General features: G+C 40.3%; 9 protein-coding genes. 5 read left to right on the plus strand and 4 right to left on the minus strand.

Annotated features, from left to right (window positions below; all coding sequences use genetic code 11):
• Positions 1-11 precede the first annotated feature (11 nt).
• Positions 12-3,146 (minus strand): SusC/RagA family TonB-linked outer membrane protein, encoded by a 3,135-nt coding sequence (locus QOL76_RS09315; RefSeq protein WP_283412684.1) that lies wholly within the window; start codon positions 3,144-3,146, stop codon positions 12-14.
• Positions 3,147-3,573: 427 nt separating this feature from the next.
• On the minus strand, positions 3,574-6,009 hold the full coding sequence (locus QOL76_RS09320) for a S9 family peptidase (protein ID WP_283412685.1): 2,436 nt from the start codon (positions 6,007-6,009) through the stop codon (positions 3,574-3,576).
• Between the two features lie 203 nt (positions 6,010-6,212).
• Here QOL76_RS09320 and QOL76_RS09325 point away from each other — a divergent pair, with 203 nt between their 5' ends.
• Positions 6,213-6,632 (plus strand): DUF1801 domain-containing protein, encoded by a 420-nt coding sequence (locus tag QOL76_RS09325; RefSeq protein ID WP_283412686.1) that lies wholly within the window; start codon positions 6,213-6,215, stop codon positions 6,630-6,632.
• 4 nt (positions 6,633-6,636) lie between these two features.
• The gene (locus tag QOL76_RS09330) at positions 6,637-7,389 is read left to right on the plus strand and encodes a DUF1835 domain-containing protein (protein ID WP_283412687.1); all 753 of its coding nucleotides are present in this window, start codon (positions 6,637-6,639) and stop codon (positions 7,387-7,389) included.
• A gap of 43 nt (positions 7,390-7,432) precedes the next feature.
• Here QOL76_RS09330 and QOL76_RS09335 read toward each other — a convergent pair whose 3' ends face one another.
• Together QOL76_RS09335 and QOL76_RS09340 are read right to left on the minus strand one after the other, a co-directional pair.
• Complete coding sequence (locus QOL76_RS09335; RefSeq protein WP_283412688.1) at positions 7,433-8,026, minus strand: hypothetical protein; 594 nt, start codon at positions 8,024-8,026, stop codon at positions 7,433-7,435.
• On the minus strand, positions 8,013-8,522 hold the full coding sequence (locus tag QOL76_RS09340; protein WP_283412689.1) for an RNA polymerase sigma factor: 510 nt from the start codon (positions 8,520-8,522) through the stop codon (positions 8,013-8,015). Before QOL76_RS09340 ends, QOL76_RS09335 begins: the two co-directional genes overlap by 14 nt.
• A 142-nt stretch (positions 8,523-8,664) precedes the next feature.
• On the opposite strand from QOL76_RS09340, the gene QOL76_RS09345 reads away from it, so the two are divergent.
• The 3 genes from QOL76_RS09345 to priA all read left to right on the plus strand — a co-directional run bounded on the left by QOL76_RS09345 (position 8,665) and on the right by priA (position 14,349).
• Positions 8,665-9,642 (plus strand): GSCFA domain-containing protein, encoded by a 978-nt coding sequence (locus QOL76_RS09345; protein WP_283412690.1) that lies wholly within the window; start codon positions 8,665-8,667, stop codon positions 9,640-9,642.
• 156 nt (positions 9,643-9,798) lie between these two features.
• Positions 9,799-11,826 carry a thioredoxin domain-containing protein gene (locus QOL76_RS09350; protein ID WP_283412691.1) on the plus strand — a complete coding sequence of 676 codons (2,028 nt, stop codon included), beginning with the start codon at positions 9,799-9,801 and terminating at the stop codon, positions 11,824-11,826.
• A gap of 3 nt (positions 11,827-11,829) precedes the next feature.
• Positions 11,830-14,349, plus strand: a complete 2,520-nt coding sequence (gene priA / locus QOL76_RS09355; RefSeq protein WP_283412692.1) for a replication restart helicase PriA — start codon at positions 11,830-11,832, stop codon at positions 14,347-14,349.
• The last annotated feature ends 233 nt before the right edge of the window (positions 14,350-14,582 follow it).

Consider the following 14,582-nt stretch of genomic DNA (forward strand, 5'->3'; position numbering starts at 1 on the left):
ATTATATCAGATTAAAGGTTGACATTAAGACCAACCGTAAACGTTCTTGCCGGAGTGTAAGTATTGGAAGTAGTACCTGCAAAGTTACCGGACACGTACATTCCACTTCTTTTAGACATCCAGCCTAAATTTTCGCCAGCCACATAAACACTTGCTCCTGCTACGCTAATTCTTTGCAATAGGGACCTTGGTAAACTATAGCTAAGATTTACTGATCTCAAGTTGAGGTAGGACCCATCAATTAACCAACGATCAGAACCGGCATTGGTTTGTGCTGCTCCAGTAACATCCATTTTAGGTACATCGGTGATGTCCCCTGGGTTTTGCCATCTGTTAAGTGCATCAACATGTAGTGCATTTCCATCAGGATCTGCGGTCATCAAACTTGCATACACTCCGTCATAAATTTGACCTCCTACAGAATAAGAAACCAATACATTTAATGAGAATCCTTTATAAGTGAAGGTGTTGGTAACTCCACCGAAGAAATCAGGAATTGAAGTCCCAGCGTAGTGGAATCTAGCATTGTTTTGGCGAGTAGTGACTGTATCCTGACCAACTATTCTTGTAGTAGCATCATCCTCTGCATAATCCTCTGCTCTGTATAGGCCTTCTCCAGTTTCTGAATCTACACCCATCCATTCTCTTAGCCAGTAGTCATAAATAGATTTACCTACCATTAACTTCTTGGTTCCTGTAATCTGCTCTTCGAAAGGAAGTTTCTTAAACTCATTTTTAAAAGTTGAAACGTTTAGACTTGCAGTCCATTTGAAATCATTATTTCTAATAATATCTCCTTGGATACTAAATTCTATACCTGTATTTGCGAGGGTACCAATGTTTTGAGACCTACTTGAAAGTCCTGTAGTCAATGAAAGCGGCACGTCAAACAACAAATTCTGAGACTCTCTGCTATAATATTCTAAAGTACCTGAGAATCTACGCGCAAAGGCAAAATCCAGCCCTATATCATAGGTGTTATTAGACTCCCACTCCAAATCTTCAGCTGCAAGACTTGCCTGTAGAATACCTGGCTCTGATGCATTATTATAACCTAGGTCATAAAGTGCCTGCCATGGATACAAACCACCGATCGAATTGTTTCCAACTTCACCATAGGATGCTCTAAGCTTCAACATGTCGAAGAAAGGTACATCGAAGAAAGATTCTTTGTCTATACTCCAAGCTGCGCCTGCAGAATAGAAAGTACCCCATCTTACGTCTTCATAGAACCTAGATGATCCATCTGTTCTATATGATCCAGAGATTGAATACTTATCATCAAAAACATAATTTACTCTTGAGAATACAGATTCAATTCTATCTCTATCTACTCTACCATTTGCGGAGCTAATTGTGACGAAGTTCCCCGGCTCAATATTACCTGCCAGGATTTGATCCTGCTTAGCGAGATATTGATAATTGAATTTATAATCGTAATTCTCATGGCCCACTAATACTTCTACAAAATGCTTTTCTTTGAAAGTATTTGTGTAAGTCAACAACTGGTTGAATGTATAGGAGTTTGTACGGTTATTGGCACGATTAGTACGACCTGCTGGAGCTCCATCACCCACAATAGGGTTATCATACCCAATATCTAATAAAGATGTAACGTCAGTTGCGATGTTTGTTCTCAAAGCAAAATGTTTTAGAAAAGTAATTTCTGCAAAAGCACGGGCGGAAATCACATCTCTGTCAATTTGATCTACATTTAGTAGTGCTTCCTGATACGCATGTCGTCCTGGAGACCCACCAGTACCTCTTCTTGGAAGGCCCATTCCGATTAAATCACCTGTATCAAATACTCTTTCACCAAATTCATCTAAAATATAACCGCCCGTCATTGGAGTTTGTGCATACACAGGATAGATAGGACCCATGCTTCTTGCGAAAAACATAGGGTTCACATAACTCGTACTTCCACCTGTTCTTGCATTATTCCCTTCACTCATTGTAGCAGAAAGGTTAACACCAGTCTTGAACCAATCTGTGGCTTGAGTATTTATATTCAATCGACCTGTAAATCTTTGGAAATCTGAATTGATGATAAAACCTTTTTCATCCAGATAACCTACAGAAGCGAAGTAGTCAGTTTTACCTGTCCCCCCACTATAAGTCATATTGTATTCAGATCTTCCGCCTCTACTCACAATATCATCAAACCAATCAAGGCTTTGGAAATTGTTTACAGCTGAGGAATTCAAAGTACCATCAACACCTACAATCTGGTCATCTGGCACATTGTAAACATTGTATCCCAATACATCGATTAAGTTTTCAGAAGCATAGGTATTCGCTGCTGCAAGGTCGCTGCCGCCTGTAAGTCGACTATTTCTCAAGGATTCCCAAACTAAAGGATAATATTGCTCAGCACTCACTCTATCGTATTCAGGAAGCGCTCTACTAGCTGTACCTTGCTGAACTCTGAAAGTGAAGTTAGATTTATCTTTTTTACCTTTTTTAGTAGTGATCATAATCACACCATTTGCAGCTCTGGAACCATACAATGCAGTAGAAGATGCATCTTTAAGGATAGTCATATCTTCGATATCCTCAGGATTCAAATTGGATATAGCGGCATCATAAGGCACTCCATCCACCACATAAAGAGGAGAACTAGATGCGTTTACTGACCCTATTCCCCTAATTCTTATCGCTGGAGTTGATCCCGGCTGACCTGAAGCAGATGTAGTAATAACACCAGGAGATTGCCCTTCTATTGCATTCGCAACATTGTTAATCGGGCGATTAGCGATCTGGTCGCCTTTTAAAGAAACAGCAGAACCAGTAAAGTTGCCCTTATCAGCCGTACCATAGGCGACAATTATTACTTCGTCAAGATTCTGAACATCCGATTCCATTGTGACATTGATCACGGATCTGTTTCCTATTAATTCTTCATGAGCACGATACCCAATGTAACTAAACACTAAAGTGGTCGAGCCTTGTGGTACTTCGATAGAGTAGGTACCATCAAGATCTGATACTGCTCCTATTGTAGTACCTTTTACCAAAACACTGACTCCAATGAGTCCATCTGGATCTTCGGCTGAAACTAGCTTCCCTGTTACAGTTCTGCTTTGCGCAAAAGCTGAAACACTCACTAGTAACCCCAAGAGTAAACTAAGTAATGTTTTCTTCATAAATTTTAATTAAAGGTTAACACAAACACAGCCTCCATTGGCTGCTAAATTTTAAACTATTACTAAACTGAAACTAAACTCTCAAATCGTTAGATGAAAAAATCATTTTGGGTAAATCGTAAGAATTCTATTCGTTTTTCAAAATATGACGAAAACTGAATTTTTCAATTTTGACATTTTTTAAATGCATTCTTTCTTTTATTCAAGCATGACATTGAAAATAAAACACTTTTTTTTAAATTATCGGGTAAAAATAACCTCATCTATTTAAAATTTGCAAGCCGTTTAAGTAAAAAAGCAACTTAAAACACAGTGCAAAATGAATAAAAATCAGATTCAATTTGCCTAAAACCATCTCCCACCAATTGCAAAACCCTCCCTGAATCAGTCTTCAGGAAGGGTTTTTGAGTATTTATTGAAAAGAAAATTACTTGGTTCTTTCTACTACATTTTTTTCTTTAACATACTTTTCAAGCCAGTTATCCATTTCCCACAGCATATGGTTAATGGATTCCTTAGCTGCGTATCCATGACTCTCATTTGGTAGAAATACAAGTCGTGCAGTGGCACCATGACCTTTTAGTGCATTGTAATATCGCTCAGATTGTATAGGAAAGGTTCCTGAATTATTGTCTGCCTGACCATGAAGAAGCAGTATCGGAGTTTCTACTTTATGTGCAAAGGAGAAAGGAGACATATTGAAATACACCTCTGGGGCTTCCCAATACGTTCTTTGCTCATACTGAAACCCAAATGGCGTCAATGTCCTGTTGTATGCGCCACTTCTAGCAATTCCCGCCGCAAATAAATTGGTATGTGAAAGCAAATTTGCAGTCATAAATGCCCCATAAGAGTGGCCACCGACTGCAATTCTATCTCTGTCACCTATCCCCAAGTCCACGATTTCATCTATGGCCGCTTCCGCATTAGCAACAAGCTGATCAATAAAATAATCGTTAGGCTCTTTATCCCCTTCACCTACGATTGGCATTTCGGTTCTATCCATGATCGCATAGCCTCGAGTCACCCAGAAAAGAGGTGATCCAGAACTAACCCTCGTAAAGGAATACTGCGAACCTCTTACTTGAGCTGCTACTTCTTTGGATTTGTATTCCCTTGGATAAGCCCACATTAATACTGGCAAGGGAGCATCTTTCCCTGGCTCAAAACCCTCAGGGGTATAAATCACAGCAGAAAGATTCAACCCATCATTTCTTTTATAAGTGACCAGCTGTTTTTGTATTCCCTTGATTGATTCATAAGGGTTGTCAAAGTTGGTCAGTTGACGCGGAGCTATTCGCTTTTTGGTATTGACTAACCAATAATTAGGTTGAATATCAGTGCTCTCCTTAATAGTAATAAATTCTGTAGCATCATCATTTAACACCTTGGCGACTCTTTCATAAAATGGAGCCTGTGATCTCCAAAGAATCTTCTCCTCTTTTGTTTTGGTATTGAAAGTTGATAAATAAGGCATATCTCCTTCTGGCGATCCTCCTGGGCTTGTCATATAAACTAAGTCACCTTTGCGAAGCATTACATTTTCCCCAAATTCATTTTCCACCATTACTGGATCACCCGGATCATTGTATAAATCATCCGATGATCGCTCTATGATCACCTGCTTTGGCTGGGAAGGATCTGAAGGATTAATGATTGATCGCTTGTCCATTCTAGTTCTTGACCAGCGCTCACCCATAATAGCAAAAGAATCATCGGACCAAATTATACCTCCGAATCTATAAGGGGTAGTTGCCAGTTTTTGTTTTGCACCAGCAAATGGTGCAGCCAACGTGTAAATAATCTCACGCACTTCTACCTCTACCCGTGCATCCCCACCGTCCTGGGCTTCCACCCAATACAGCATGGCAGGCTTATCCGCTCTCCAATTGATATTTCTTGGACCTGTAACTGTAGCATCAAAACCAGTCGGTCTATTTTCATCCAAAGGAATCTGGGCCAAAGCTTTCACTTTCTTACCATCTATAGACCAAATTTCCACATCATATGGAAATCTACTCGCTGGCACCAAATATGAAAATGGCTTCTTAATCAAATCAACCATAATATAGTTTCCATCTGGAGAAAGATCCATTGATTTGATCATTCCAGACGGACCAATAGGTGTTTTATTCCCTTCCAAGTCAATCTTCATCAACTGAGAATCCATGAAATAGGCAAAAAGCGCTTCATCATAAGAATTCTCCAACAAATCCTGATAAGTTCTGCTCGGAGCTGCATCGCCGGTAGTCTCCTGAATAATCGGACCCGCTGGGGCTGCAGGTCTCTTTGGAATCTCTCCTCGGGTTGGATTTACTGCTTTTACTAGCAATTTATTATCTGGAGTCCAAGCAACTGGATTTCCATAGACATCATTGATGATTTTATCAGTAAGCTTTTTCGCAGAAAAGGTATTCATATCGACAAGCCATAAACTTATACCATCAGCATCAGTCTGAATGAAGCTCATGTACTTTTCGTCATGAGAAAAGCTCATTCCGCCCATATTTGGCATGGAAGGCAATCCTGTAATCTGAATCTCCTCTCCTGATTGAGTTTTCTTAATTTTGATATTCTCTACACCTATTTGGCGGCTTGGGCCAGATGTAGCAGGATTAATTCTCATTCCAGCTATTTTTAATTCTGGTTGAGAAAGCGTCTCTATACTTGGATTATCTGAACGCTCCATGAGCAGCATCCATTCCCCATTTTTGCTCCATCTTACTGAAGGCGTACTTGGCGCATTGACCAAGTCAGCTATTGCTTTGGGAGGAGTTTGATATGTGCTCTGCCCAAACAGTTCTACCCCTTGGAATCCGAGGAAAATAACTAAAGCAAAGATTTTAGTAGCTCTTATTTTCATATTGTTATATTTTGGTTAGTGAAAAGTACCATAAACAAACCAAAGCCATAACAGGATTACGATAAGAGGCTAAAAAACAGTTTAAATCACATTTTTATTGAAAAAACTGGAAAACAACACCTTATATCTAGAAATTCAACTGCCAAAAAAGCTATTATCATAAATTCTCTACCCAACAAAAAAGAAATACACTTTTATCAAGTATGTCAGAACTAAAAACCCAACCCACAAATGCTTCGGTGGAAGACTTTCTCAACGCCATAGAACATCCTACCCGAAATGACGATGGATTTAAACTCCTGCAAATCTTCAAAGAGGAAACCGGTAAAGATGCCGTCATGTGGGGACCAAGTATTGTAGGTTTTGGCAGCTATAGTTACCAGTATTCTTCTGGTAAAGTAATGGACTGGTTTCCAGTAGGCTATTCACCAAGAAAACAGTCAATTGCCATTTACATCATGCTTGAATGGACGATTTTGGAACCTTTTCTTTCAAAACTAGGTAAACATAAAAAATCAAAAGGATGTCTTTATATCAACAAAATGTCTGACGTTGATGAAGAAATTTTTCGGGAAATGATCCGTACTTCCATAAATTTAGTCTATCACAATAACCAAAAATAAAATCATGCTACACGTTTTAAATGGTGACGCCTTAGCTGAAGTTTTTCCGGCAAGTATCCCTGGTAAAATCGCAGTTGCCAGGGAAGCTCTCATAGATGGCCCTGTAAAAGCAAATTCAATAGAAGGGCTCTGGCTGATTCGAGAGAAATTTCTAAAATCGAATTATACAGGGGCTTCCGAAGAGGATTATTTTACAAAAGTGGTTCCTGAGTTTGAAAAAATCATGACTGCTACTGCAGATACCAAGGTTTATCTCTGGTTTGAAAATGATCTTTTTTGTCAGGTCAACTTGTGGTTTTCCATGTTTTTACTGAAAAATCACACAGGCGACGTTTACCTGGTGTCGCCAACTACCGACCTCATTGAGGGTTTTGGAGGCATGAATCAACTGCAATTGGAACAAGCCTACCGAAATGCCAAATTGCTCACCAAAAACGAAAGACATATCCTGCGTGATATGTGGGATCTGTACCAAAGACCGGACGTTTCTGAAGCTCTTACCCTTTCCAAACAAGTGAGCCCAGAGCTACCATTTCTGTATCCCGCAGTAGTAGCTTGGAAAGAATCCCTTCCGCATGGAGAATATTTGGGCAAGCCAAAAGAGGCTCTGAAAGAAATCTCAGCACAACTGGAAACAGATGATTTCGGTAAAATCTTTCGCGCTTTCCACATCAAATATCCTATTTATGGATACGGCGATTTGCAAGTGAAACGACTTTGGGAAGAACTGAAAAAAGAAGAAAAAGAAGTGAAATAATTACTAAAAAGGAGCTGCTCAACACAGCTCCTTTTGTTTTTAATCAATCGATGTCACGAAGCATTTTTTCAGAAGCTGAAATTGTCCCTTTATACTTTTTATAAACGAAGCGTGTGAATAAAAACATAAATATTAAACCTCCTGGAACATATAATCCCCAAAACCATGGTTTCTGAATTATCTCATCAGCCCCATTCAACTCCACAAGTGGCGGCAATATGGCAATCATTAAGATGACACCAAAAATCATCCCATAGCGCTGAACCTTCCAAAACCTAACCTTGCTTTTGACAAACTTGTCCATTATCCCAGCCGGAGTTTCAGTATCAATTTTCAAATCCCTCATTCCTTTTATTGCTGTCAAACTAGCTGTTGGTAGTGCGATCATAAGAAAGATACAGACGAGTGCAAATATTTGATTGTACCACAATTCAAACTCTCCAAATCGAGAAAGAAAGTACATCGCATAGCCCACACAGACCAAAGATCCTATTATTTCGGGGATTCTGACACTGTTAAGCTTACTTCTGAATTTTTGCTTGGTGATTTCCATAAGAAGTTCTTTTTGGATTTTATCTTGTTTTTCCACCTGCAGGCTGAGGTCAGCCCAAAGTGACTTCATTTCATCGAGTTCCATCGGTAGTAGATTTAGGATTCATTTCTGATTTTAGTTTTTGCCTGATTCTAGACATTCTTGTACCTACGTTGCTCACTGAGATTCCGGAGATCTCAGCGATTTCCTCGTAGGTTTTTTCTTCCAAAAAGAGAAAAATGATTCCCCTATCCAGCAGATTCAATTTTCTGATCTGGGTATAAAGTAGCTGGATTTTCTCTTCTCGCTCAGAATCATTTGACTCAGAAAATTGAATGGTTACCTGGTCAAAAGGCAGGGTATTCAACTGTTTTTTGGACTTATTCAAATGAGTAATAGCCGTGTTCATGCCCACTCTGTACAACCAAGTACTAGGCTTCGAAGCTTTTTTGAAATGGTCAAAAGACTTCCACGTCTGGTAAACAATCTCTTGATACAAATCATCCTGTTCGGCTTTTTCCTTCGCATAGATCGTGGCGATCTTATAGATCAGTCCTTGATTTTCATGGATAAGATTGACGAACTCTTCCTCTTTACTCATTTGATTTCATTTACTCCATTAGTCTTGGTTCTTAGATAAAAATCACAGAATTGCTGAAAAATTTTTAGAAAGTATCCAAAATTAATTGGAAACGCATATTTCTTTCAGTTAGGGAATCGAGTCACAATGCTTAATTTCGGGTATGCAATGGTCCACCGAATTCACTATTCCTGAATCACAATTTCCTATTTCCCATCAGAGCAAAATCCTAAGTATGGGTTCCTGCTTTGCGCAGACGATTGGGCAGAAGATGATTGATGCTAAAATGGATTGTCTGATCAATCCTTTCGGGACGATCTTCCACCCGATGATTCTGGGTGATCTGCTGGATCATGCCATGTTTCAGGATAAAATGGAAGAAAATGGAGTGATCGAACGTGATGGGGTATTTTTCTATTTTGGCACACACTCAGATCTCCATGGTTTTTCTAAGGAAGATTTGGAGCAAAAATATACCCTAAAACTAGCGCAAGTGAAAGAGTATCTGGAAACAGGAACTCATCTAATCCTGACTTTTGGTACATCTTGGATTTACGAGACAGCAGAATTCGGAAGAGTAGCCAACTGCCACAAAATTCCGCAGAAGCATTTTAGAAAGAAACTCGTGTCTTTGAATGAGATGACTTCTCATTTCGATCACATTTTTGGAAACATTTCCAGAGCATATCCGAACCTTAAAATCATCTTAACTGTCAGTCCAGTCCGACACATCAAAGATGGGCTACCTGAAAACCAACTCAGCAAGAGCCTCCTAAGGGTGTTATGCTATGAGTTAGAAAAAAGATACAATAACATCACTTACTTCCCTGCTTACGAAATAATTATAGATGAATTGCGAGACTATCGCTTTTATAAGTCTGACTTGATTCATCCGAGTGAGGAAGCAGAAAATTATATCTGGGAAAAGTGGAAATCCACACATTTCACAGCAGAAACTAAGGCTAAAGCAGAGGAAATTCGAAAAATCCACCTGGAACTTTCCCATCGCCCACTCAATCCAAAAAGTGAGGCCCATCAAAAGTTCCTACAGAATCTTCTAAGAAAGCTGGAACGAATGAATGAGGAATTTGATTTTTCTAAGGAGATCTCTTCAGTTAAAACACGAATATTAACTAGTTAGATTTACGAAGTACGCTATACGATTTACGAGATTATCCTTAGTGTTATACATATCCTACAGTCATTTCCATTCAAAAAAACCTTACAACCCTCCCACTTTCCAACCCATTATCTTTTAATTTTTCAATTTTAAAATATTTCAATTTTCCAATTAACTATGTCCAATCGCCTAATTCATTCCCAATCTCCCTACCTACTCCAACATGCACATAACCCTGTCGATTGGATGCCTTGGGGGGCTGAAGCATTAGAAAAAGCGAAAAGTGAAAACAAACCTATCTTGGTTTCAATTGGCTATTCGGCATGCCACTGGTGTCATGTGATGGAGCGGGAAAGTTTCGAAGATGAGGCTACCGCTGAGATCATGAATGCTCATTTTGTCTGCATCAAAATCGACCGGGAAGAGCGACCTGACATCGATAATATTTATATGGATGCGGTTCAGGCGATGGGATTGCAAGGAGGTTGGCCTCTGAATGTTTTTTTGATGCCAAATCAAAAACCTTTTTATGGGGGTACCTACTTCCCAAATCAGCAGTGGAAAGGACTTTTGTCAAACATCGCCAATGCCTTTGAAAAGCATGAAGATCAATTGGCTGAAAGTGCCGAAGGATTTGGCACCAGTCTCAATAGAAGGGAAACTGATAAATACGGGATTTCTGCCGGAAATCAGGAATTGGACCCGGATGAACTCGCAGAAATTGCTACCAAGATAATCGCTCAATTTGATTCAGAATGGGGAGGTATGAATCGCGTTCCTAAATTCCCTATGCCAGCAATCTGGCATTTCATTCTAGATTATGCAGTGCTGTGCAAGAATGAAGCTATGCTCGAAAAAGTCTTTTTCACTCTGAAAAAGATCGGAATGGGCGGGATTTACGATCAATTGAGAGGTGGATTTGCCCGCTATTCTGTGGATGGAGAATGGTTTGCCCCGCACTTCGAAAAGATGTTATACGACAATGGGCAACTGCTAGAATTGTACGCAAAAGCATATCAAGTGAGCGAAGACGAGTTTTTCAAAGAGAAGGTTACTGAAACTGTAGGTTGGCTAGAAGCAGAAATGCTAACTAAAGAAGGTGGATTTCATGCGGCACAGGATGCAGATTCTGAAGGTGTGGAAGGTAAATTCTATGTTTGGACTTACGAGGAGTTGAAGGAACTGATTCCAGAGGAATTACCTTGGTTTAGCAAATTATATAATCTCAAACCAGGTGGAAACTGGGAAGAAGGAGTGAATATTCTCTTCCAAACAGAAGAAGAAGCTGCGCTAGCGAAAGAGTTTGGAATGAGTGCATCTGATTTCAAATCCAAGCTCAAGCATATAAAATCCCATCTTCTAGAAGTACGAAACCGACGGATTTTCCCAGGAAAAGACGATAAAATCCTAAGCGGATGGAATGGTCTGATGAGCGCAGGATTAATTCAATCCTATTATGCAACTGGAGAAAAAAGTATGCTGGATTTGGCTATCCGCAACTTGGAATTTCTTCAGGAAAAACTACTGATTGATGGAGTTTTACATCGAGCTTACAAAAATGGTAAGGCTTACACTCCTGGATTTTTGGAAGATTATGCAGCAGTGATCAGAGCATCTATGATGGCATTTGAAGCAAATGGAGATGCTAGATGGCTGGATTTGGCAAGATCTCTCTCAGATTTTTGCATGGCAGAGTTTTACGATGAAAGCGATGGTTTTTTCTTCTTCAACAACCCCAAAGCAGAGAAACTGATCGCTAATAAAAAAGAGCTTTTCGATAATGTCATTCCGGCTTCCAACTCGATCATGGCGAGGAATTTTCATCGACTTTCTCTTTTTACCTACGAAGAGAAATACTCTGAAATCGCTTCAAAAATGCTCGGTGGCATGAAAGAACTTATTCTGAAAGAACCTGGATTTCTCTGTAATTGGGCAAGTTTATTTTTGGAAAAGCTTGTCCCAACTGCCGAAATCGCTATTATCGGAAAGGGAGCATCCGAGAAGGTTAAGGAATTTCAGCAAAACTATTCGTCAAATATGATTTTAGCTTTTTCAGATAGTTTGACACAAAATGCCGCTATTCTTGCTGACAAAACTCCTGATTCGTCAGGAAATGCCTTAATTTATGTGTGCTTTGATCATACCTGCCGCAAACCAGTGAGCACGTATGAGGAAGCGATTTCACAACTCCCCTATTTAGCTTAATCCTTGGAAAGCCTTTTTTCAGATCAAGATTTATATCCATCAGGAAGCGGAAATAATTTCGCAGACATCATCCTGCCCGTTCCGATACCGAGGATGTTTACTTACAGCATTCCGCATTCCATGCAGCCAGAGATCAATCTAGGGGCTCGCGTCATTGTACAGTTTGGAAAGAAAAAAGTCCTCACGGGAATCATTGGAAAAGTCCACAATAAGCCCCCACAAGCTTATCAGGCCAAACCAATTCTCGAAGTTCTGGACGATACGCCTAGCGTAAATCCGCTTCAAATCCGGTTTTGGGTATGGATGGCAGAATATTACTTCTGTCATATTGGGGAAGTGATGCATGCCGCATTGCCTTCAGGATTAAGATTGAGTAGCGAAAGTAAGGTACAGCTCAACCCTAACTACGATCGGGAAACGAGCAAATACCCGCTTGATGATCGGGAAATTATGATCCTGGACGCTTTAGACTCCAAACCTGAGCTTTCTTATGATGACTGCGAAAAGGTGCTTTCCATCAAAAGTATCCACCCTATTCTGAAGAGCCTTGTCAAGAAAGAAGCCATTCTGATTTTTGAGAAAGTGCAGGAGAAATATACTCCAAAGGTGGAGACGAGGATTCGATTGATGCCGGAATTATTAGCTAGCAAAAACGCGTTACAGGAAGTTTTTGAAGCCTTAGCTGGCAAGGCAAAACAGGAATCAATCCTTTTGAAATACCTACGAGATGTCCCCGTCCTTCAAAGACCAAAAGCAAATTCAACAGGGCTTGATAAAGCTACCTTATTAGAGGAAGGTGATTCTGAGAGTTCGCTGAAAACACTGATTAAAAACGGAATATTCGAGTCCTTCAAAGTCGTAGTAAACAGGCTTGCCGAAGAAGAACCTGAATCCGAACCAGCCGTACTTTCTACCAGTCAGCAAGCAGCTTTCGAAGAAATCAAGCATCAATTTGAAAGTAAGCAATCCGTCCTGCTTCATGGAGTAACAGGAAGTGGCAAAACTGAAATTTACATTCAGATGATCCGGGAGGTACTGGATTCTGGCTCTCAGGTTTTACTGCTTTTGCCAGAAATCGCACTAACCACCCAGATTGTAACTCGGCTTAAAAAAGTATTTGGAAGCCAAATGGGTGTCTACCACTCCAAGTATTCTGACAATGAGCGGGTGGAAGTTTGGAATGGCGTATTAAGCGGAAGGTTCTCTTTCGTGGTTGGTGTGAGATCTTCTATTTTCTTGCCATTTGATAGCTTAGGACTAATCATCGTCGATGAAGAGCATGAGTCAAGCTATAAGCAATTTGATCCTGCGCCACGCTTTCAGGCAAGGGATTCTGCAATTATGCTTGCCTATTTCCATCAGGCAAGGACGCTTTTAGGATCGGCTACGCCCTCATTCGAATCCTATTTCAATGCTAGTCAGGGTAAATTTGGTTACGTGGAATTGACCCATCGCTTTGGAGATGCCAGCATGCCTCAATTCCATTTGGCTGATATGGCAGCTGATAAAAGAAAAAATCTCCTCAAACTGGATACGACTCGCATTTTGCGTGAGCGAATTCAAGATGCCCTGGCAAAACAAGAGCAAGTCTTAATCTTCCAAAATCGTAGAGGCTATTCACCCTATGTTCAATGCGAGGATTGCGGCTGGACTGGACAATGCGTACAGTGCGATGTCAGTCTCACATATCATCAGTTCTCGGAAGAACTCCGCTGTCATTACTGTGGATACAAAGAAAAAACGCCTAGCTCCTGCCCTGCCTGCGGAAGTACGCAACTCACCACGATGGGCATGGGAACGGAGCGAATAGAAGAATCTTTGGGTTTACTTTTTCCTGAAGCTAGAATTGGCAGAATGGATCTGGACACAACCCGAAACAAACATGGTTATCAGCGCTTATTAGACGAATTTGGGTCTGGAAATCTGGATATTCTCGTGGGTACACAGATGATCACAAAAGGGCTAGACTTTGGAAGAGTGACAGTTGTTGGGATTTGGGATGGCGATCGGATTTTAAACTTCCCTGATTTCCGCGCTGGAGAAAGAGCCTATCAGCAAATCACACAAGTGGCAGGTAGAGCAGGGCGAAGAGAAGCTCAAGGCCAAGTAATCGTTCAAACAAGAGATCCTGAAACACAGATTTATGCTCAGGTGATTAAAGGTGACTATTTTGAGTTTTTCAATCAGGAAATTCATGACCGGAAGAAGTTCTATTACCCGCCATTTGTAAAACTGGTGAAAATCACGACTCGTCACACAGATTACAAAGTGGCGGAAAAAGCCGCGTTGAATCTTCATCACGGCATGGCTGAAATTCCTATTAAGAAAATTGTGCTGGGTCCCGAGAAAGGCATCATCGCCAGAATAAAGAATCAGTATCAGTTTGAAAGTTTGATCAAATTGGATCGAAGCAGCAATACAGGTGTGATCTTCAAAGAAAATCTGTGGAAAATCACAGAAGAGCTCAAATCAAGACCTGAGTTTCGCTCGGTGAGATTCGTGGTGGATGTGGATCCTTCTTAGATTAATTAATTGGAAGAACTTGTCCGTCGTGGCGGATTGGAAGATTGAAAAATTGGAAGATTGGAAGATTGGAAGATTTCCGGAGAATATTACACACTCTTTATCAACAAGTTAAAAACGTTTTTATATGTTCATGCGTATATTCACAGGATCATGCGCATAAATTATGAAATCGAGCATAACAAAATCGTCATACGGTTGGATGATTATCTAGTATGCGAGATTCCATGTGA

Source organism: Algoriphagus winogradskyi (assembly GCF_900182815.1).
GTDB lineage: Bacteria > Bacteroidota > Bacteroidia > Cytophagales > Cyclobacteriaceae > Algoriphagus > Algoriphagus winogradskyi.